The following is a 21,694-nucleotide window of genomic DNA, read 5'->3' as shown; positions in this document are numbered from 1 at the left end:
TCTTTAACATTTAAGAAAACATTTCTACGGCCTTAGAATTACTATAAATACTTACCGGAACCTGCAAACAGTAGGCTCGTTAAAGATTAATGATTTTATCCTTATTTCTGATGCCGCTTTTGTAATACTTGAATAACGTCGGATAATTGCAAATCTGAGGCAGCTAATAATACCAGCAGATGATATAATAAATCAGCCGCTTCTTCCTTTAAACGTTCTTTATTGCCGGCTACAGCATCAATAACTGTTTCCACGGCTTCCTCTCCTACCTTTTGTGCAATCTTCTGAATTCCTTTTTCAAAAAGCAGATTCGTATACGATTTTTCCTGCGGATTTTTGCGCCGGTCCTGAATTAGATTTTCGAGATATTTTAGAAAAAACACATCGGGTGTTGGAATTGTATTGGAGGTATTTGTATCTGGAGCTGGTTCAAAACAAGTACGGGCACCGGTATGGCAAACCGGCCCAACCGGATTTGCTTTAATTAATAATGTATCTTGATCGCAATCTACCTGAATACTAACTACGTGCAGGAAATTACCGCTGGTTTCTCCTTTGGTCCAAAGGCGATTTTTGGTTCTGGAATAAAAAGTAACTACTTTTTCTTGCTGGGTTTTTTCGTATGCCTCTTGGTTCATAAACCCAACCATAAGTACTTCCTGAGAAGAATTGTCTTGAATAACTACGGGTAACAAGCCACCAGCTTTTGCAAAATCTAATAACATAAACGAATAGGTAAATCCTGGTTAACTAAATATTTTTTAAGGGCAGGAATGGGAATCTCGCCGAAGTGAAAAATACTGGCAGCCAAAGCAGCATCTGCCTGTGCTTTATTAAATACATCCGCAAAGTGTTCCATTTGGCCGGCTCCTCCCGAAGCAATAACCGGAATAGAAACTCCCTGTGAAACAGCACCGGTAATATCCAAAGCAAATCCGTTTTTGGTACCATCGTGGCTCATAGAGGTGAGCAAAATTTCGCCGGCACCTAAATCCGTAATTTGTTTTGCCCAATCTAATGTAGCATGTTCCGTTTCCAAGGTTCCGGCGCGGCTAAATACTTTCCAACCCGTAGCAGTTAATTTGGTATCAATGGCAACCGTTATACATTGGCTACCGAAACGTTTAGCCAGATCGTATACCAGTTGCGGTTCTTTTATAGCGGCAGAGTTAATAGATACTTTATCGGCTCCTTCGTGCAGAAGTACTTCCACGTCGCGGATAGCACCAATACCGCCTCCTACCGTAAACGGAATATCAATATGGCGCGCAATTTCCCGGACGAGTTGAGCAAAGGTTTTACGCTCTTCGTTAGTGGCGGTAATATCTAAAAACACCAGTTCATCCGCTCCTTGCCGGGCGTACTCGGCGGCCAAAGCCACCGGATCACCTGCATCCCGGATGTTTTCGAACATTACCCCTTTCACGGTTCGTCCGTTTTTTATATCCAGACAAGGAATAATACGTTTTGTTAACATACAAATTTATTTAAATCTGCCAGGGTAATGGTTCCTTCGTAAATGGCTTTTCCAATAATTACGCCTTCCATTCCGATAGCTTTTAATTCTTCTAAATCGTTAATGGTTGTTACACCACCGCTAGCAATAAACCCAGCTTTCGGAAAACTTTGAACCAGCTCGGTGTAAGTTTGAGTAGCCGGTCCCTGCAATTTACCGTCTTTACTGACATCGGTACAAATAAAGGTCTGAGCCCCGTATTCTAAATACTGTTGAATAAAATTAGTAAGCGAAACCGTAGATTGCTCAGCCCAGGCATTTATAGAAATAAAGTTATCACGAAAATCGGCTCCAATAATTATTTTATTAGCCCCGAATTTTTCTAACCAATGCTGCACTAAGCTTACCTCGCGTACGGCAATACTACCAGCAGTAATTTGCTGTGCTCCGGCATTAAACGCTTGCTGAATAGATTCTTCTGACTGAATACCGCCGCCAAAATCAATAATTAAATTTGTTTGAGTAGCAATGGCTTCTAATACAGCTAAATTTAGAGGTTTACGTGCCCGGGCTCCGTCTAAATCTACTAAATGCAAGCGTTGTAAACCGGCATCAACAAATTGTTTAGCAACTTCTACCGGATTGCTGGCATACGTTTTTTGCTGGGTAAAATCACCTTCAGTTAGGCGGACGCACTGGCCACCAATAATATCAATCGCGGGAATAATCTGCATCATAAAGCGAGGAAGTTCTCTATAATTCGTGTACCGGTAGGGCCACTTTTTTCGGTATGGAACTGCATGGCGTAAAAATTTTTGTATTGTACAGCCGCACTAAAAGGTTCTGGGTAAGCTCCTGTGGCAATGGTGTATTCACAAACGGGTAAATAATAGCTATGTACAAAATAAACGTAATCCTGCTCATTTACGCCATTAAACAAATCGCCTTTTAAATCAAATAAGTTATTCCAACCCATATGTGGAACCTTTAAGCTATGATTAAACCGAACCACATCAACTGGAATAATATCAAGCATTTGCGTGTCATTTTCTTGGGAGTGCCGGCATAAAAGCTGGATACCTAAACAAATGCCTAGAAAGGGTTGCGTTAATTCAGGAATTACTTTATCTAAACCGCGGGCTCTTAGCTCCTCCATAGCAGAACTAGCCTCCCCTTCGCCCGGAAATATAATTTTATCGGCGCTTCTGATCACTTCCGGATCAGCGCTCAAAGTGGCTTCTGCTCCTAATCTTTCCAGCGCAAACTTTACTGATTGTACATTACCTCCTTTGTAATCAATAATAACAATACTCATTATAAAATACCTTTGGTACTGGGAATCTCCATTTTGTTTACGTCACGCGCCACTGCCATTTTAATAGACTTAGCTACTGCTTTAAAAATTGCTTCAATTTTGTGGTGTTCGTTGGCACCTTCGGCTTTCACATTTAAATTACATTTAGCAGCATCCGAGAACGATTTAAAGAAGTGGAAAAACATTTCTGTTGGCATATCGCCTACTTTTTCACGTTTAAAATCTGCTTCCCAAACCAACCAAGGTCTACCGGAAAAGTCTAACGCTACCTGGGCCAATACATCGTCCATGGGTAATAAATACCCGTAGCGGCTAATACCTCTTTTATCACCTAAGGCTTGGGCAAAAGCTTCGCCAATGGCAATAGCTGTATCTTCGATGGTGTGATGCTCATCAATGTGTAAATCTCCTTCTACCTGAATCTTCATATCTGCACCTGAATGTTTACTCAATTGCTCTAACATGTGATCGAAAAAACCTAATCCGGTATGGATGTGCATCTCTCCGGTACCATCCAAGTTTAAATTAACTTTAATTTTGGTTTCGTTGGTATTGCGGATGATACTTGCTTTACGAGCAGGCAAACGAAGATAGTTGTAAATTTCATCCCAACTGTTAGTAGAAAAAGCAATTGTAGCATTATAGCTTTCGTTGAGATAAATAGCTTTACATCCCAGGTTATCAGCTAATTTTATATCGGTAACTCTATCGCCAATCACATAGGAATTTACTAAATCGTAATTTCCTGATAAATACTTTTGCAGCATTCCAATGCCAGGCTTGCGGGTAGGTAAATTTTCGTGTTCAAAACTTCTATCAATTAAAATGTCTGAAAAAGTTATTCCTTCACCGGCCAGAATTTCCAACATTTTGTTCTGGAAAGGCCAAAAAGTATTTTCCGGATAAGAAGAAGTACCTAATCCGTCCTGGTTCGTAACCATCACAAATTCATAATCCAGTTCAGAACTAATCTTATATAAATTTCGGATTACACCTGGTAAGAAGGAAAATTTATCGAAGGAGTCTACCTGATAGTCGGTTTTTGGCTCCACCAGTATGGTTCCATCCCGGTCAATAAATAAAACTTTTTTCATTAAAAATTTTCTAATAGAATATTTATTAAAAATTTAATTCACTCATATTCAATATACTATATGCAATACTATAAACTAAAGCTACAATCTCCTAAATATAGTTTTTCAAACACGTAACCAGCTTTCCGTTTTCTGATTTAGTACCAACAGATATTCTTAAACAATTAAAGCAGCCAGGTTGCGTAGTGCGGTTTCTAACCACAATTCCATTATTTAAGAGGTATGCATATACAGCATTGGCATCCGTTACTTCTACCAAAATAAAATTAGCATCCGAAGGATAAACTTTTTTGACTACTGGTAAATGCTTTAAGGCTTTAACAAGTATTTCCCGACTTTCTTTTATTTCTTTTACCATCTCGGGTAAACGAGCGGAGTTTTGTAAAGCTTCTAAAGCAATTTGTTGAGTAGCTTCGTTAATGTTGTAAGGTGGCTTGATCTTGTTTAAAAAGGAAATTACTTCTTCCGAAGCGAATGCCATTCCTAATCTTAACGCGGCCATACCCCAAGCTTTAGAAAAAGTCTGCAATACTACCAAATTAGGATACGTACTTAGTTGCGTAAGCCAGCTATCTTCGGAAGAGAAATCAATGTACGCTTCATCAATTACTACTAATCCCGAAAAAGATTGTAAAATGTACTCGATACTGCTCCGGTTAATTAAATTGCCACTTGGGTTATTAGGAGTGCAGATAAATATAATTTTAATTTCAGAATGAATTTGCCCTTGCAGCTTATTTAATTGAAGTTGAAAATTCTCGTCTAATCTTACCAGCTTTAACTCTACATCGTTCAGATTAGCAGATACTTCGTACATGCCGTATGTGGGGCTAAAAGCTAGAATTTGATCGTGACCAGGTTGACAAACCAATCGAATTAGGAGATCAATGGCTTCATCGGAGCCGTTGCCCAGAAAAATTTGTTCTGGCTTCACTCCTTTTATTTGGGCAATGGCGGCTTTAAGTTCTTTCTGATGCGGATCGGGATAACGGTTGTAGTGCTGGTTGGCCGCCATGCTACCAAGGTTATTTTCATTTGCATCGACAAAGATGCTAGCCTCGCCTTCAAATTCATCGCGAGCGGAAGAATAAGGTTTCATACCCCGGATATTCGGGCGAACCAAATTAGTAAGTTTAAACATTTGATAAACTTTTTAAGCGAATACTTACTGCCTGCCGGTGAGCATCCAATCCTTCGGCATCGGCCATTATTTCTACTATTGGACCAATAGATTGCAAGCCTTGCGGACTAAGGTGCTGAAAGGTAATTTTTTTAACAAAAGAATCTAAAGAAACTCCACTATAAGCCCGAGCATAGCCGTTAGTAGGCAAAGTATGATTAGTACCCGAAGCATAATCTCCCACTGATTCAGGACTATAGGCACCTAAAAATACCGAACCTGCATTGGTTACCCCTGTGGCCAGGTGTTCCAATTCCTGAGCAATAATAATTAAGTGTTCGGGCGCATAGAGGTTTGAAAAGGCAAGCATTTCTTCTGAATCTTTCAGCAAAATTCCTAAACTATTCGTTAAGGTTTCTGCCGCTATATTCTGACGAGATAGATTTTTTAATTGCTCTTCTAAAGCTTGTTCAACTAAAGGAAGCAGTTGTTCTGAGTTCGTAACAAGTACCACCTGCGAATCGGTACCGTGCTCCGCTTGCGAAAGCAAATCGGCCGCTACAAAGCTAGGATCGGCTGTTTCATCGGCTATTACTAATACTTCTGAGGGGCCGGCCGGCATATCAATAGCTACTCCGTACTTTCCGGCCATCTGCTTGGCCACTGTTACGTATTGGTTACCTGGTCCGAAAATTTTTGAAACGGCTGGTATTGATTCGGTGCCGAAAGTAAGGGCTGCTATCGCCTGACTCCCTCCAACCTTACAAATAGTAGAAATACCTAATAACGAAGCTGTAAATAATATGGCTGGATGAACAGAACCATCTTTCCCGGGTGGTGTGCACAGTACAATTTCCCGACAGCCGGCGAGTTTAGCCGGAATTCCTAACATTAACAAGGTAGAAAACAAAGGAGCAGTACCACCCGGTATGTATAGGCCTACTTTTTCAATAGCTACGCTTTTACGCCAGCAACGTACGCCTGGCATTGTTTCGACGGGGCGACTAGCTTCTCGTTGGGTCTCGTGGAAAACAGTTATATTTTTATAAGCCTGCTGAATAGCTGTTTGTAATTCCGGGGAAATTTGTTCGGCGGCAGTAGCTATTTCTTCAGGCGATACTAACAAGCCGGTTAAACTTACCTTATCAAATCGGGCGGTAAGTTCCATTAAGGCTTTATCACCGTTATTACGTACCTGATCGAAGATTACTTTTATCTGTTCTTCAATTTTCTCAAATTCCTGAACGGGGCGTTTTATTAAATCTGGCCAGCTTTCCCGATCAGGATACAATACTTGCTTTAACATTACAAAATCATTTTCTCGATTGGCACTACTAATATACCTTGGGCACCAGCTTCGCGTAACTTTTCGATTATTTCCCAGAAATCATCTTCGTTTACCACCGAATGCACAGAACTCCAGCCTTCTTCCGCTAAAGGTAAAATAGAAGGAGCTTTCATACCTGGCAATAAAGATTTAATACGGGGTATTGCTTCGTTAGGGGCATTTAGTAAAATATACTTAGCTTTCTGGGCTTTTCTTACCGCATCAATCCGGAATAAAAGTTGATTTAAAATGGCGCGTTTCTCATTGGTCAAATCCTGGTGTGCAATTAATACGGCTTCGGAATGAAAAACAGTCTGTACTTCGCGTAACCCGTTGCTGATTAACGTACTCCCCGAAGAAACAATATCGCAGATAGCATCGGCTAACCCAATACTTGGCGCAATCTCAACCGAACCGCTAATAGTATGAATATGAGCTTTCACACCTTCGCCGGATAAATAAGACTGCAGTAAATTTGGGTAAGAGGTAGCAATGTTTTTACCTTCCAAACCAGAAATATGATCAAATTCGGCGTTTTTAGGAACCGCAATGGACAAACGGCATTGCGAAAAACCTAATTTTTTTACTTGCAGTGCTTGTTTACCTTCTTCCACAAGAACGTTTTCCCCTACAATTCCAATGTCGGCTACTCCATCAGCAACGTAACCGGGTATGTCATCGTCGCGCAGAAATAAAATTTCAAGAGGAAAGTTGGTGGCTTCGGTTTTAAGTTTTAAAGAAGAATTAACAAAAGAAATACCGCATTCCCGAATGAGATTAAGGGAATCTTCGCTTAATCTACCCGACTTTTGAATGGCTAATCGAATCATTTTTAATTTTTATATGCTTCCTGAATATTAAAGTGAAAAGCTATTGATGAAACAGCTTACAACCAGGAGTTTCCTCCTTCCCGAACGTAAAAACTATTATTCTCCCCGGGAGGAATGATGGTAATGGTGAAAATGGACAGCAAAATCAAACGCGTGAGAAGGCGTTGAAAGAGGAAAAAAATTGTATTGTTTGCTGTATTTCATCATAAGATGATGCAAATGTAAGCCAGAAAATGAATTATAAAAACTTATCCTAAATTTTTCTGTTTCCGCATATAATTTTCTATCATTTTTTGTAATTTGCCTGAAAATTATAGTATTACGCCTTTACTACATCTCAGTAGATTTTAAATTGTCCATATTAATGCTGTATTTTGGCATTATTTTTTACTTCTGAATAAGATAATCTGCTTCGGTTAGTAGTTGATTAAGATTGGTTGTTCCTGAGAAAAACAATTAACTTTTTGAATTTACCTTTGTACTATGCGTGCTATTTTAGCTTTTGCTTGTTTCACTTTCTTTTTGGTCCCGCAATTTGTTCAGGCGCAATTGCGCTTACCCCAACCTAGCCCGGCTGCTATGGTAATGCAAACCATAGGTTTAACAGAAATAACCTTAAAATACCATACTCCCGGAGTAAAAGGGCGAGAAGTTTGGGGAAAATTGGTGCCGTATAACGAAGTATGGCGCACCGGAGCCAACGAGGCTACTCTTATAACTTTTTCGGATGCCGTTAAGTTAAACGGAGAGAATGTGGCGGCCGGAACGTACAGCTTATATTCCTTACCTGAAAGTGCTGATTCTTGTTTGTTTATCTTAAACAAAAATACCAGCTTATGGGGCGCCGAAGGATACGATCCTAAAGATGATATTTTAAGAATTCCGGCGCAAGTAAAAGAAGTTCCTACCCAAGAAACATTTCAATTTGTATTTTCTGATGTACTGCAAAATACCGGTACTCTGAGTTTTTTCTGGGAGCGGAAAAAAGTTTCGGTAAAAATAGAAGTGGACACCGATGCCAAAGTATTGGCCATGTTGCAGGAAGATCTAACCAAAGCTAAACCAGACGATTGGCAAATTTACGCGCAAGCAACCAATTATTTAATTTCAAAAAACACGCTGCACGAATTAGCTTTAAAATGGATTGATAAATCGTTATCCATTAACGATAACTTTTATAACAATTGGATTAAGGCGCAGTTGCTGGCTCAAAAAGACGAATATGAAGGAGCCGTAGACTTGTGCAAAAAAGCTATAAAATTAGGCAAAAAGGACCAGGAAGAATATAAAAAATACGAATCCAATATTGAGCGTAATTTCAATGTCTGGAAGTTTAAGCGCTTTGAAGCGAACATAAACTAAATGGCTTATTTTCAAAGTTTTAATATTTTGATAAAAGCAAAAAGCGGAAGGTATCTTCCGCTTTTTGCTTTTATGATTTAGTAGCCAATTTTACAGGTTACTTTTGCACTTTTACTAATTTAGAATTGAGCGATAAAGCGTAGATTTACTAAACGGGAAGACAAGTAATTGGGTACGGCGTAGGTAATGTTTTGAACATCTTTCACGTAATTATAGGAAACTACGTTGTTTGCCGCAATTAAATTTAGAATTTCTAAACTTATCCAGAGGCTTTCCAGACTAACTGTTTTATCCGTAGTTGAACTATTAAAAGAGAGTAACTTAGAAAATCCAATATCTACGCGCTTGTAAAAAGGCATATTAAATTGATTACGGATAGACTCATTTCCCGGCGGACTAAAGGGTAGTCCAGTACCCACTACTCCGTTCAGGTACATTTTGTAAGACGGATGGTCAGGAATGTGATCCTGAAAAAAAACGCCAAAAGTTACCCGTTGATCAGTAGGCCGCCGAATGTAGTTGATGGGCCTTTTACTTACCGGTTTAAAGGTCCCCAGATCATAAATGGTAGAATCGCCGGATATATTTTCTTTTGTAGTAAGAATTCCTAAGCTAAACCACGATTCAGCTCCTCGTATAAATTCTCCGTTTACGCGTAAGTCAATCCCGGCAGCATAAGCTTTCGCATTATTCTGAGCAAAATAACGTAGCCGCACATTATCTACCTCGTAAGGCACCACGTTCGTCAGTGTTTTATAGTAAACTTCGGCTGTTAGTTTAAAAGGACGGTTCCAGGATAAATACCTGTATTCTGCTCCGGCAATAAAGTGCAGTGATTTTTGCGCCCTTAAATTTAAATTCAAGTCACCTTGCCGGTCACGCAATTCACGGTAAAAAGGAGGTTGATAATAAACGCCCAGCGCCAATTTGTAAGACCAATTTAAATGAGTTGGTACGATTCCCGTATACTGCACTCTAGGGCTAATGAGTAATTCGCGGTTAACGGTCCAATAATTTAATCGTACCCCGTAGGTGAGCGTACGCAAAGAATCTAGTTGCCAGGTATGTTGCCCGTAACCTTGGTAGCGATAAGAAGGCAGTTTTAAGTTAGAAGCAAATTGCTGGTTTACCGTTATATAATCGGCGGAATCCATTAATCTGTATTCCTTTAATTGATCCGTAATATCTTCGCGCGCCGCTTTTATTCCTAATTGCCACTCCTGCCGGTTGGTTGGCTGCCAGGTATACCGGTTTTCTAAAGCAAAAATTTTAGCAGTTAAACTATTCCGGGAATGTTCGAAATCGGTGCCAGCCTCCACATTACGTACTTCTTCGTTCGGGTTCCGGGTTTGTTTATCATCTATTACTTCGTAAAAAGAATAACTCGCCGCTACATCTCGTAATTCCCTCTCACGAGCGATTACAGATGAAGCAGTTATTTCGGTAAAAAACTTTGGGGTAAAGCGATGTATTAAATTCAATCCACCTTGGTACGATTCATACTCCATTCGCTCGTGCCCGTTGTAGTCTATACCTAATTGCACCACCCGGTCCCTGGTGCCAAAGGAAGTTTCCCGGTAAAAAGGTATAACTTCGTATTTATTACGAGCTACACTGGCTAGTATTCCTAAAGTAGTTTTGGGTAATTCTAATGATCGGCGAGATTTACGGGTTAAATCTATTGTAATATAACTTTGAGCATCTGTGAAACTAGGCTGGTAGTTGCCGTTTGTTTCCAGAGAGTTAAAAACTAATTGTGCATTTTTATAACGTACTCCGGCTAAATAAGTAATTCTTTTATCTTTAGAAGCAGCTTCCAGGTGTACCCCTCCACCAATTAATCCGCCATTTACAGAGCCGGCCAGCTTTTTAGGAGTTTTATAAGTAATATTTAATACCGAAGAAAGTTTATCGCCCCATTTAGGTTGCCAACCGCCCGATGAAAATTGCACGTCTCGCACTAAGTCTGGGTTTACGAAGCTAAGCCCTTCTTGCTGCGCGTTACTTACTAAAAATGGCCGGTAAATTTCAATGCCATTTACATAAACTAAATTTTCATCGTAATTACCGCCCCGAACGGAATAAGTTGAAGTAAGTTCGTTATTACTAGATACACCCGGGAGAGTAGCTAAAATTTTATTAAAATCGTTGAATGCAGAAGGCAATTGCTTGGTTATACGCGGATTCAGGCGCATAATACTTACTGCAGAGTTAGCATTAGTAAAATTTTGATCGGTGACAACAATGGTGGAAAGCGCGTTACTTGCCGTTAGAAGCTTTACTTTAATTTCCCGGTTTTCTTTATTTTTTAATCTAAGCTGAATTTCCTGATTCTGATAACTCAAGTAATTTATTACTAAAACTATGTCTTTTTCAGCAGGAACCGTAATCTTAAACATTCCGGCAGCGTTGGTTTGACTTCCGTAGGTCTTTCCTTTTATAATTATACTAGCGTATTCAAGCGGAGCACCGGTTTCATCCATAACCAGGCCCGTAACAGTTGCTTGTTGGGCATAAACTAAAACAGGAAAAAATAACCAGGCCAGCCATAAAACCAGTCTCAGATGCATAAAAAATAAATCAGGAAGCGATATTTTGTAAATTAGCGATGGTCTGTAACGGATCACTCGCTTGAAATACAAAGGACCCGGCCACCAAAACATTTGCCCCCTGTTCTAAAAGTAAGGGTGCTGTTTCTTCGTTTACTCCACCATCTACTTCAATTAGAGCATGCGCGTTTTTTGATTGTATTAACTCGCGCAAAGCAGCCACTTTGGTATAGGTATGCGGAATAAATTTCTGGCCACCAAAGCCCGGATTAACAGACATAATGAGAACTAAATCCACATCATTAATAATGTCTTCGAGCAAAGCAACAGGGGTATGCGGATTTAACGCTACTCCCGCCTTGCAATCTACATTTTTAATCTGTTCAATAACCCGGTGTAAATGCGGGCAAGCTTCATAATGTACCGTAATACTATTGGCTCCGGCTTTTTGAAATTGTTCAATGTACAACTGAGGGTCAGCAATCATTAAATGAACATCCAATGGCTTTCGGGCATGTTTATGAACCGCTTGCAACACTGGTAAACCAAAAGAAATATTAGGCACAAACCGGCCGTCCATTATATCACAATGAATCCAGTCGGCAGCACTTTGGTTAAGTAATTCAATTTCGGTCTGTAAATTAGCAAAATCAGCTGCTAAAATAGAAGGAGCAATAATTGGTTTCATGCAGCAAAGATAGGCACTTTGTTAGTACTACTCGGAGTAATTTAGCTGATAATTCAATCAGAGTTTTAAAAACCGAATTGTTTCGGAGCGGTTCAAGCTAGTAATAACGCATTGATACATACCCGCAGAAAGCCCGGTGATTTCAAAAGTAACGAAAGTACGGTCGGTTTTTATTTTATCGTAATGGTAGGTAAATACGTTTACTTCCTGCCCAATAGCATTAAAAATTTTGATTTCCGTGTTCTGGTCGGCATTTACGGGCACTAATACGGTAAAATGATTATCCTTGACTGGGTTGGGAAACAATTTAAATCCAGTTAGATTTTTTTCAGAATCTTGTTGAGCCAATAACTGGGCTCTTTTAAAATGCGGTATGCCAAAACCTAAACGATTATCGGGCTGTGTAGCTTGCGAACCTGATAATTTCAGATAATCCATTACTTGTAAATTGGTTAACTGCCGGTTGGCTTGCCAAAAACCAGCGACCAAGCCACATATAATGGGGCTAGAAAACGAAGTACCATTGGCACCAATTATTTTTCCGGTTGAATCAATAACTGCTGATTTTAGTCCTTGACCTGCTAATTCGGGTTTAATGCGCCCATCAGAAGCGGGACCAAGCGAACTAAATATGGCCCGGTTCCCTAATGAATCAGTTGCTCCAATACTTAACACCGAATCAGCATCGGCGGGAGCGGTAATATATTGCCAGCCATTGTTTCCTTCGTTGCCGGCGCTTACCACTACCAGCATGCCCGTAGCGGCCGCAAAATCAGCAGCGCGGGTACAAATAGCTTTATCCCCGTTCATATCCTGGTAAGAATAGTTACCACTGGAACCATCAAAAGTATTATAACCTAAAGAGGTTTGGATAATGTCTACTCCAGCGCTATCGGCAAACTCTGCCGCCAATAACCAATTAATTTCTTCGATCTTCTGCTCTCGTTTTACATCTTCCGTAATAAACAACGAATATACTGCCTGAGGAGCCGTGCCCACAAATGTTCCCGGCTGATTTGCTGCCAAGGTAGATAGAACTTCGGTGCCGTGGTTATCTTTCTTAAATACATTGGCATTCTTATCCACGAAATCAAAAGTCGCTTTAATTTTTTTATCTCTAAATAAGTGATTAAAAGCCGCGATTCTATTTACTCCCGAAAAGCCACCATCAAATACAGCAATACTAATTCCTTCGCCTCGGTACCCATCGGCGTGCATGGCTGGCACACCAATTAATTTAGCCTGGCCGTAAGATTCCCCGAATTCTTGTTGGATTTTTACGAACGAAAGTTTTTGATCATTTTGATTTTTTAGGGTGATGTAATTTTGCCCGTTAGTTGAAGGATTCTTACTAGCTCTTAACCCAACCGTTTGGGTTTCTTTAACAAAAGGTAAAGCTTTTATTTTGCGGTACGTACTTGTATCGCATTGCACTAAAGCACCATTAAACCATCGAGAGGTATACCACACACGGGCACCATTTGCTTTGAGTTGAGCTACATACTCAGGCGTAACGGGTAAATCGCGGGAAACAACGGGTATTTGGTAGCGTTGCCGCCGGTCAAGAGCAGCTGTTGACAGAAATGTTTTTGGTTCCTGAATAGAAAAAGGAGTATTAGTTTTATCTTTAAAATAAATAAAATGTTTGCTTAAACCAGTTGAGCCAGGGTTTATTTGGCTCTGACTAGTCAATGCTCCTAGAATTAAAATACTCGTCAGAATCCAAATTTTCATTTATGGTTATTTAATGGAACCATGTTCCTGTAATTTCTCTGTCCGTTTTATTCCGGTAACGATAAATTGTTTTCCTACTTCACAGCCATTTTGCCGGTCCGGATCCGAACAATAATTAAAGTCTATTATTTGTTTATAAACTCGACCTACCCCGTAGGCATAGATTTCAAACGCTTCCTGTTTTTCTATTGCATTGTCGTTTGAAAATTGTTCTACTTTTACTGTATTCGGGTAAGTAAGGCCATTTAGTAAAAATGCTACGTTCTGGTTGGCAAAAGAGTAAAACTTTTGTTCGGAGGTGTTGTTTACTCCGGATTGCGTATTATATATGTTTGCATTCCACTTTTTACCTTCTTTAACCGGAAAAATAAACTTAACTACTCGTAAATTATTTTGCGTTACGCTTACATCAGAAGCTGATTTATTTACTACGTACACCGAATCTGAACTCCATTCTTCGGCAGTAGAATTGCGGCGCGAACGAATAATTTTATACGTGTCTTCATTCGTTAAGTCTTTAAAAACCGTATCTACTCGTTCGCGCACAAAATAATTAACAGAATCGCTGGCTTGATGGGCAAACTGGTTTTGGTAACTTGTTTCGGTAACATGGTAAATCCAATAATCGCCTACTTGCAAAGGGTAATATTGTAATCCTAGCCCCTCTGGATTAGGATCAATCTTTTCGGTGCAGCCGATAAAAAAGAAACAAATAAACAGAACCAGCAGCCCTTGTTTTAACATTATTTAAGCTACTAAACGTTATAACTGGCTTCAATCCAGCCACCGCCTATTACATCGTTGCCTTCGTAAAAAACAGCGGCTTGCCCGGGAGCAATGGCGTGTACTCCCCGTTCAAAATGCACTTCCATTTTGTCTCCTATTTGCTCAATTACCGCCTCCGTACCCGGATCGTTGTAGCGTACTTTCGTAACAGAAGCAGTAGGTTTATCCATCAGGTCGGCATATTTACTTAAAGTTAGCTTACCCACCCGCATGGCATTTTTAGCCAGATTATCGTAATTACCTAAAACTACCCGGTTTTTATCTTTCTCTATTTTAGTAACATAAGCGGGAAACCCTAAAGCAATACCTAAACCTTTGCGTTGCCCAATGGTATAAAACGGATACCCCTCGTGTTTACCTACTACTGTTCCATCTTCCAGCACAAATTCACCACCGGCTACTTCTGTTTGTAATTCCGGCACCCGACGTTTTAAGAAACCCCGGTAATCGTTATCTGGAATAAAGCATATTTCGTAAGACTCTGGTTTTTGCACCAGTTCCATAAAACCACGTTCTATGGCCATTTGGCGAATTTCAGTTTTACGAAGATTACCTAACGGGAAAATAGTACGGCTTAAACTCGCCTGAGAAATTCCCCATAATGCATAAGATTGATCTTTATTCTCGTCTAAACCTTTCGAAATTACAAAGCGGTCATTTTCTTCGCGGATGTTCGCGTAATGCCCGGTAGCAATAAAATCACAACCTAATTTATCCGCCCGACGCAACAAAGAATCCCACTTAATGTGCGTATTGCACAGTACACAAGGGTTTGGGGTACGACCGGCAATATATTCGTCGGTGAAATGATTAATTACATAATCGCCAAACTCCTCACGGATATCAATTATATAATGCGGAAAGCCTAAAGAAACAGCAATATTACGGGCATCATTAATAGAATCCAGGCTACAGCAACCAGTTTCTTTTTTATTTCCTCCGGCAGAGGCATAATCCCAGGTTTTCATGGTCATGCCTACTACTTCGTAGCCTTGTTCATGCAGCATTACAGCGGCTACCGAAGAATCGATCCCACCACTCATGGCTACTAAAACCCTACCTAATTTACTCATTATTAAAGTTATGCTAAAAATTAAAGTTATTGCAATAAGTTGCAAATATACCAACAAGCTTTCACTAATATAAGTTTAGGAATTGTTTTTAGCAGTTAATTGTTGATTGCCAACCTTATCTTTCTTTAAACACTATATATTTTTATTAGAAAAGCTTACTCATTTCCCAAATACTTACTTATTTTGACTTTGGAATACTTTGCAACAATGTTATAGTATAAATGTTAGCTAAACTTCATTTTCTTCGTTATGGCTTTAATCACTTCGGTAATAGTAAATAGTATTAATAATTTAAGCGATGCCCGGTATTGTGCCGGTATGGGCGTGGATATGCTTGGTTTTTGCCTCGACGAAAGCCAACCAAATTATATATCATCCCAGGAGATAAAGGAAATAGCCGGTTGGGTAGCTGGTGTACAATTGGTAGGTGAATTTAAAAAGGCTACCGTAGAGCAAATAAATGCGTTAACCGAAGCTTGCCAACTAGATTACGTACAGCTTGAAAAGCAATATTTAATTGATGAAATTCAACAAATTAATTGCCCGGTAATTCAACGGGCACGCTTTACCAAAGACACCATTGAAAGTGAGCTAATTGAAGAAATGCATTTGTATAAAGATCATGTGGCTTCTTTTTTGATTTTCTCGGATGATTACCAAACCATTGATGAAACCAACATTCGTTTTCTGCAAGATTTAGCCCGGGACTTCAAAATCATAATTGGTTTTGGAATTTCAAAAGAAAACGTAAACGAGGTGTTACAAATTATAAAACCTGATGGTATTGCCCTTAAAGGCGGCCAGGAAATTAAACCAGGCTTGAAAGATTTTGATAAGCTTCAGGAAATTTTTGAAGAACTAGAAGAAGTTTAGTCAATAGACGATAGTCCACAGTCCCTAGTAAATGTTATGAACTATTTTCTGTCGACTATGGACTATAGTCTATCGTCTACCTTCTATATGGTATACTGCAAATATTTAATAGTTTGTCTTTCCGAGAGAAAACGTTTTTCGTACGTAGTCTGAATACCAAGGGTATGATGCTGCAAATCGGATTGGTATAAATCAAATGTATAAAGCAGGTTTTTTGCTTCGCGCATTTGCAACAAATTCAGGGTAAATTCAAATAAAACTAAATCATCGGTTTTAAAATGAATAATCCCGTCTGGTTTTACCAAAGACTGATAAATATCTAAAAACCGGACGGAGGTAAGGCGTTTTTTCTCATCCCCTCTTTTAGGGCGAGGATCCGGAAAAGTTACCCAAAGTTCACTAATTTCTCCGGGAACAAATTGTTCCGATAACTGTTCAACAAAATTCCGGAGAAAAGCTACGTTAATTAAACCATGCTTTTGCGCCAAACGACTACCTTTCCATAATCGGGAACCTTTTATATCTACACCAATAAAGTTTTTATTCGGAAATAAATTAGCCATGCCAATGGTATAATCTCCTTTGCCGCAGCCAATTTCTACTATTATTTCGTGGTTATTTTTAAAGAATTCTTCGTTCCAGTTTCCTTTTATCTGGTCAAAAATTGATTTTCCTGGTTCTACTACAATATTATTTTCTGCAATCTCTTTAAATCTTGCTAGCTTCGATCGGGCCATTTTGTATTATAATTCTTCTATTTCAGCGACGACAAACGTACTGCCGCCAATAAATATAACTTCGTTTTCTTTAACATTAATTTTTGCAGCTTTAACAGCATCACTCACGGTTAAAAAAGGCTCCCCTTTCAATCCTGCTTCATCTGCTAATTTCATTAGCTCATCTACCGGTAAAGCTCTAGGAATTTGCGCCTGACAAAAATAATACCGGTAATGTTTGGGTAAAAGCTGCAGAATTTCACTTACGTCTTTATCCTTTACCGCTCCAAACACAAAATGAACCAACTTGTTGGTTGTAGTTTCCAACTGAGCTAATACTTGCTTTATACCATCCGGATTATGTCCGGTATCGCAAATAATCAATGGATTATCCTGTAATATTTGCCAGCGTCCTTTAAACCCAGTTATGCTGTGTACGTGAGAAAGCCCGTCTTTAAGATTTTTTTCGCTAATATCGTAACCTTTCTCTTGTAAAATATCCACTGTAGCCAATACTCCTGGTAAATTATCACGCTGATAATTTCCCATTAAATCCAGTTCCAGATCTTCCCATAATACCCGTCCATTTTCTCTTACCTGGAAGTACTGTTTCCTAAAAGTTCGATGGTTAAAATGAATTTGATACTGTTGATCAGCAAATAAAATAGTTGCATCCACTTCAGCAGCCTTTTTAATAAAAACTTCACTCACCTCCGGTTGCGTTTTGCTGATTACAACCGGTACGTTAGGTTTAATTATACCAGCCTTTTCCAAAGCAATGCTGGGTAAGTCATCGCCTAATAAACTTTGATGGTCGAGGCTGATGTTGGTAATAAGGGAAACCAATGGGGTTATAATATTGGTAGAGTCTAACCGGCCACCTAAACCAACCTCTACAATAGCAATATCCACTTGTTCATCGGCAAAGTATTTAAATGCCAAGGCAACCGTCATTTCAAAAAAGGAAGGTTTAATCCGGGCAAATAATTCTTTATTATTTTCTACAAAAGCTACAACGTACTCCTGCGGTATATCCTTGCCGTTAATTTTAATTCGTTCGGTAAATTCTTTTAAATGGGGAGAAGTATATAGCCCGGTTTTATAACCGGCCTGCTGTAAAACAGCCGCTAACATGTTCGAAGAACTACCCTTTCCGTTAGTGCCGGCCACATGTACCGACTTAAAGTTATGCTGCGGATTATCTAATACAAGACACAGGCTTTCAATATTTTCTAAGCCTTTATTAAAAGCAATATTGCCGACGCGGTGAAACATCGGCAAGTGCTGGTATAAATAAGAAAGACATTCCGGATAAGTCATGCCCGAAACTTAGTTGAATAGTTGATGTTACTTTGCCCGGATAATAAACCGAATTGTTCCGGTAGCTCCCACATTAGCCGCTGCACTAGAATTAGTACGCGTAAAAGTAGATCGATATACTTCATCGCGGTATAATTTTTCTAAAGCCGGTGAAACGTTGCCGCTTACTTTCACTACAGATTCCACTTGGCCATCTTCGTCAATTTTGATGCGGAAAACTAATTCTCCGGTTTCACTGGAGGTATCGTTCGGTCGTGGTTCACGGTCGTAACCCCAGCCCGGCATGTTTAATGAACCGGAGCCACTTCCCCCGGATCCTGTTCCAGGTTTACCATATAATGCCTTCGAGTTTAATGACCCATTCGAGTCGCCCTGATCCCCAACCTTTCCGGGGCGGTCACCGTTGTTATTACCCGTGGCCGCATTGCTGGACCCGGCATCCCCATTTCCAGTACCATTGGTAGCTTTGGATTTACCCGGATAAAGGGCTTTTGGTTTTTCCTCGACCTTTATTTCCTCTTTAGGTTTTTCAATAACTTTTGGCTGCGGTTTCTCTATTACTTTAACGTTCACCGGACTTTCTTCAGTAGTAGTAAGTAATTTTTCTTCTACCTCTTCTTTTACCGGTTCTGGCTTTATTTCGGGTTGCGCCGCTTTAGCAGGGCTAGCCGGAGCAGGCCGGCTATCTTCGGTATTTTTGGATTCGTTGGCAGGAGCTGTAGTTTGCACATCTCCAAAACCTTCTGCATCTACGCCATAATTAAGAACAATTCCCTCGCCACCGGATAACGGCGGTTGCGGTTGCCGTAATATTATAAAGAAAAATAAAGCTATTAGTCCACCGTGAAACAGTAAGGTAACTAACAAGCCGTATTTTCGATAATCCTGTTCATTTACGGTCATAGCCTTTCCCCTAACCTTTTGGCGTTTGAGTCGCCATAATCATTTTAATCTTTAATTTATTACCTACCTCCAGAATATCCACCAAAGTTTGTACGTTTAAAGTCGCATCAACCCGTAAAACAACTGTTGGCTCAGCTATACCGGCTACCACCGCTCCCAATTCCTGTTCTAAATTTTCCGGAGAAATCAAGCTTTTGTTGATATAGTATTCTCCTTTTTCGTTTACCGATAAATTTATTTGTTGTTTTGTTACAGATTTACCGCTGTTGGCACTAGGTAACAAAAGTTTAATTACATTGGGGTTCACCATGGTAGAAACAATAAGGAAAAACAACATCAGGAAAAACATGATGTCGTTCATGGAACCCGTTTCTACGTGCGAGGTCACCCTCCTACGACCGCGTAATTGCATATTTTAATTCTCCTGTAATAAATCGGTAAATTCAATGGCGTTATTCTCCATTTTAAAAACTACCCGATCTACCATCAAGCTTAAATAATGATAACCAACGTGCGCTATAATACCCACAATTAAACCAGCCGCCGAGGTAACCATTTTAGTGTACAAACCACCCGAAATCTGGGCAATACCAAAATCTCCGGAAGCCGAAATAGCATAAAATATTTTAATTACGCCGATAATGGTTCCAATAAAACCTAACATGGGAGCAATACCGGCTATAATACCCAGAATACTAATGTTCTTTTCCAGTTTAGTTACTTCCAGTTTTCCAACATTTTCGATTGAGGTTTCAATATCTTTTAATGGTTGGCCAATCCGCTTAATACCTTTTTCAATCATGCGGGCAATGGGTGTACGGGTTTGACCGCAAAGCAACAAAGCTCCCTGCAAATCGTGGCGCAGAATTAACCCTTTTACCTGATTCATGAATGAATCCGGGTTTTGCGAAGCTCTTTTAATGGCCACGTAGCGTTCGGCCATAATGTAAATAGAGATAATAGAAAGAATTAGAATCGGGATCATTACCCAACCGCCTTTAAAAAGCAAATCAATAAGCGATAATTCAGGATCTACGGTTGCGGCCGCAGTTGCTACATTGTTTAAAGAATCGGTGGCAGTGGTGGAAATTTGTAAGAGAAAAGAATTCATGTTAACGTTTAAGTATCCAGATAGTATTTCCGTATTTATTTTTTAATGCCGGTAAGTTTTGCAATGCCTGCTCCCGGGAAGTGTATTCTGCAATAGCAATCCGATAAAGTTTGGCATCTCCAAACGGGGCAATAATCTTGCCCGGCCTACCCTTTTTCGCAATTATTTTCCGGTTACGTTCGGCACTCTCATAATTAGAGTATCCGTTTACAATAATGTAGAAACGCTCCGATGTAGTATTAATTGTAGCCGGGATATTTGCTTTTGCGGTACTTTCTTTCCGTTCCGTTACTTTGGCAGGAGGATTTACTTTTGGAGTAGTTGTACTTGCGGTTGCGGTTGATTTAACGGTGTTGGTCGATTCTGATTTAGAACCAGTGGCTTCTTTACCTAAAGCCGCATTAATTTCGTCAATGCTAAAATTACGTTTAACCTCGACGGGTTCAGTGGAAGTATTAACTTTTTGAGGAGCTTTGGCCGGAGAGTTTTTTGTTGCGCTCGCTCTCGCCGAAATAAGAACCGCTTCACCGGGAGCAATACTTACTTTTTTAAGAACTTTTTGGTTTTTCTCTTCCGCATTATCCGTTTTTACTTCTTCTAAACTCTTTTCAGGCGTAGTATTTACTTCTCCTATTTCCTTGTTGGCAGAACTTGCCGAAGTGGATGCAATTATAATATCTGAATCCGTGCTTGAAGGTGAATCTTCATAAGAACCCAGGTTGGTGTCATCCGTAGTTAAATCAACAACAGTGTTATCGATAGTGGAAGAATCATCTACATTAACTGGTTCTTTTAAAGTAGAGATTGTTTCGCTGGTTGGTTGAAATAAGGTAATAGGATTAATGGCGCTTATATTATAGTCGGTCTGTAAAGAAAGTAAATAAAGACCGGTTACTACAACCCCTCCAATCATTAAGGCTGCCGCCGCCCGGTAATACTGGCGAACTTTATTCCGGAAACCTTTTTTAGATTTAACTGATTGATCTTTTAACAAAGTCCGGAGAATAACCGGCTCAGAAGCTATTATTGGTTTAGAAATAAGCTCGGGCAAGCCAAAAGAATCACTTAAGTAATTTTCATTTTCTACGTATTCAAAAATAACTTTACTTTCTTCATTTAACCGGAAAATGCCAATTCCTTGTAAATCAAACCGACGGTTTTGATTCAGCTCCCGTTGTAATTCGTGCACAAAATGCATTACCTGCAACTGGGCTTCTTCCGCGCTTAATTTATAATTGTAAGCCAGGGTACTAATTAGTAAGCCATCGTTCAGCTTTAACTTTTCGTTAAAGGCAACGCGCTTAGCCGGTGGCAAAAATGTATGACGAATGGGATGAATTTTTGCTGGCTCATAATGCGTTATCAGGCCGCCAAAATCGGGCATAATCACGCAGTCATGGTCAAACAACAATTTTTGAATATGTTCTAATACCATAA

At 39.7% G+C, this 21,694-nt stretch carries 21 protein-coding genes; 2 read left to right on the top strand and 19 right to left on the bottom strand.

The genetic code is table 11. The annotated features are described in order from the left end of the window. Positions 1-101: 101 nt before the first annotated feature. The 8 genes from hisIE to hisG all read right to left on the bottom strand — a co-directional run bounded on the left by hisIE (position 102) and on the right by hisG (position 7,142). Positions 102-725, bottom strand: coding sequence for a bifunctional phosphoribosyl-AMP cyclohydrolase/phosphoribosyl-ATP diphosphatase HisIE (gene hisIE, locus HUW48_RS10505; protein ID WP_182415625.1), 624 nt, complete (start codon positions 723-725; stop codon positions 102-104). Continuing rightward, on the bottom strand, positions 716-1,477 hold the full coding sequence (hisF, locus tag HUW48_RS10500) for an imidazole glycerol phosphate synthase subunit HisF (RefSeq protein WP_182415624.1): 762 nt from the start codon (positions 1,475-1,477) through the stop codon (positions 716-718). Before hisF ends, hisIE begins: the two co-directional genes overlap by 10 nt. Further along, positions 1,471-2,193 (bottom strand): 1-(5-phosphoribosyl)-5-[(5-phosphoribosylamino)methylideneamino]imidazole-4-carboxamide isomerase, encoded by a 723-nt coding sequence (gene hisA / locus HUW48_RS10495; RefSeq protein WP_246343814.1) that lies wholly within the window; start codon positions 2,191-2,193, stop codon positions 1,471-1,473. The genes hisF and hisA overlap by 7 nt, the downstream gene beginning before the upstream one ends. After that, the gene (gene hisH / locus HUW48_RS10490) at positions 2,190-2,771 is read right to left on the bottom strand and encodes an imidazole glycerol phosphate synthase subunit HisH (RefSeq protein WP_182415623.1); all 582 of its coding nucleotides are present in this window, start codon (positions 2,769-2,771) and stop codon (positions 2,190-2,192) included. The genes hisA and hisH overlap by 4 nt, the downstream gene beginning before the upstream one ends. Beyond that, positions 2,771-3,865: a bifunctional histidinol-phosphatase/imidazoleglycerol-phosphate dehydratase HisB gene (gene hisB, locus HUW48_RS10485; RefSeq protein WP_182415622.1), complete on the bottom strand. Its 1,095-nt coding sequence runs from the start codon at positions 3,863-3,865 to the stop codon at positions 2,771-2,773. Before hisB ends, hisH begins: the two co-directional genes overlap by 1 nt. 91 nt (positions 3,866-3,956) lie before the next feature. Further along, positions 3,957-5,006, bottom strand: coding sequence for a histidinol-phosphate transaminase (gene hisC / locus HUW48_RS10480; protein ID WP_182415621.1), 1,050 nt, complete (start codon positions 5,004-5,006; stop codon positions 3,957-3,959). Beyond that, a complete protein-coding gene (gene hisD / locus HUW48_RS10475) occupies positions 4,999-6,291 on the bottom strand; it encodes a histidinol dehydrogenase (RefSeq protein WP_182415620.1) in 1,293 nt (430 codons plus the stop codon). The genes hisC and hisD overlap by 8 nt, the downstream gene beginning before the upstream one ends. Continuing rightward, the gene (gene hisG / locus HUW48_RS10470; RefSeq protein WP_182415619.1) at positions 6,291-7,142 is read right to left on the bottom strand and encodes an ATP phosphoribosyltransferase; all 852 of its coding nucleotides are present in this window, start codon (positions 7,140-7,142) and stop codon (positions 6,291-6,293) included. Before hisG ends, hisD begins: the two co-directional genes overlap by 1 nt. A 483-nt stretch (positions 7,143-7,625) precedes the next feature. On the opposite strand from hisG, the gene HUW48_RS10465 reads away from it, so the two are divergent. After that, positions 7,626-8,504, top strand: a complete 879-nt coding sequence (locus HUW48_RS10465; protein ID WP_182415618.1) for a DUF2911 domain-containing protein — start codon at positions 7,626-7,628, stop codon at positions 8,502-8,504. A 119-nt stretch (positions 8,505-8,623) separates the two neighbouring features. On the opposite strand, the gene HUW48_RS10460 is transcribed toward HUW48_RS10465, so the two are convergent. From HUW48_RS10460 to mnmA, 5 genes are read right to left on the bottom strand one after another with little or no spacing between them, the layout of a single operon-like run. Further along, a complete protein-coding gene (locus HUW48_RS10460) occupies positions 8,624-11,074 on the bottom strand; it encodes a TonB-dependent receptor (protein WP_182415617.1) in 2,451 nt (816 codons plus the stop codon). Between the two features lie 10 nt (positions 11,075-11,084). Then, positions 11,085-11,741: a ribulose-phosphate 3-epimerase gene (gene rpe / locus HUW48_RS10455; RefSeq protein WP_182415616.1), complete on the bottom strand. Its 657-nt coding sequence runs from the start codon at positions 11,739-11,741 to the stop codon at positions 11,085-11,087. A 57-nt stretch (positions 11,742-11,798) separates the two neighbouring features. Further along, positions 11,799-13,475 carry a S8 family serine peptidase gene (locus tag HUW48_RS10450; protein WP_182415615.1) on the bottom strand — a complete coding sequence of 559 codons (1,677 nt, stop codon included), beginning with the start codon at positions 13,473-13,475 and terminating at the stop codon, positions 11,799-11,801. A gap of 6 nt (positions 13,476-13,481) precedes the next feature. Beyond that, positions 13,482-14,219: a hypothetical protein gene (locus tag HUW48_RS10445; protein WP_182415614.1), complete on the bottom strand. Its 738-nt coding sequence runs from the start codon at positions 14,217-14,219 to the stop codon at positions 13,482-13,484. 11 nt (positions 14,220-14,230) lie between these two features. Beyond that, a complete protein-coding gene (gene mnmA / locus HUW48_RS10440) occupies positions 14,231-15,334 on the bottom strand; it encodes a tRNA 2-thiouridine(34) synthase MnmA (protein WP_182415613.1) in 1,104 nt (367 codons plus the stop codon). Positions 15,335-15,583: 249 nt separating this feature from the next. On the opposite strand from mnmA, the gene HUW48_RS10435 reads away from it, so the two are divergent. Further along, on the top strand, positions 15,584-16,207 hold the full coding sequence (locus tag HUW48_RS10435) for a phosphoribosylanthranilate isomerase (RefSeq protein WP_182415612.1): 624 nt from the start codon (positions 15,584-15,586) through the stop codon (positions 16,205-16,207). 83 nt (positions 16,208-16,290) lie between these two features. On the opposite strand, the gene trmB is transcribed toward HUW48_RS10435, so the two are convergent. The 6 genes from trmB to HUW48_RS10405 are packed head-to-tail and all read right to left on the bottom strand — an operon-like array spanning position 16,291 to position 21,692. Continuing rightward, complete coding sequence (gene trmB, locus HUW48_RS10430) at positions 16,291-16,944, bottom strand: tRNA (guanosine(46)-N7)-methyltransferase TrmB (protein ID WP_182415611.1); 654 nt, start codon at positions 16,942-16,944, stop codon at positions 16,291-16,293. Between the two features lie 6 nt (positions 16,945-16,950). Further along, positions 16,951-18,243, bottom strand: coding sequence for a bifunctional folylpolyglutamate synthase/dihydrofolate synthase (locus HUW48_RS10425; protein ID WP_182415610.1), 1,293 nt, complete (start codon positions 18,241-18,243; stop codon positions 16,951-16,953). 27 nt (positions 18,244-18,270) lie between these two features. Then, a complete protein-coding gene (locus tag HUW48_RS10420; RefSeq protein ID WP_182415609.1) occupies positions 18,271-19,146 on the bottom strand; it encodes an energy transducer TonB in 876 nt (291 codons plus the stop codon). Between the two features lie 10 nt (positions 19,147-19,156). Then, on the bottom strand, positions 19,157-19,558 hold the full coding sequence (locus HUW48_RS10415) for an ExbD/TolR family protein (protein ID WP_182415608.1): 402 nt from the start codon (positions 19,556-19,558) through the stop codon (positions 19,157-19,159). A gap of 3 nt (positions 19,559-19,561) precedes the next feature. Continuing rightward, positions 19,562-20,257, bottom strand: coding sequence for a MotA/TolQ/ExbB proton channel family protein (locus HUW48_RS10410; protein WP_182415607.1), 696 nt, complete (start codon positions 20,255-20,257; stop codon positions 19,562-19,564). Between the two features lies 1 nt (position 20,258). After that, on the bottom strand, positions 20,259-21,692 hold the full coding sequence (locus tag HUW48_RS10405) for an HU domain-containing protein (protein WP_182415606.1): 1,434 nt from the start codon (positions 21,690-21,692) through the stop codon (positions 20,259-20,261). Between the last annotated feature and the right edge of the window lie 2 nt (positions 21,693-21,694).

This window comes from Adhaeribacter radiodurans, assembly GCF_014075995.1.
Classification (GTDB): Bacteria; Bacteroidota; Bacteroidia; order Cytophagales; family Hymenobacteraceae; genus Adhaeribacter; species Adhaeribacter radiodurans.
Note: the sequence above shows the minus strand (reverse complement) of the source record. Positions and strands in the feature narration are given on the sequence as shown.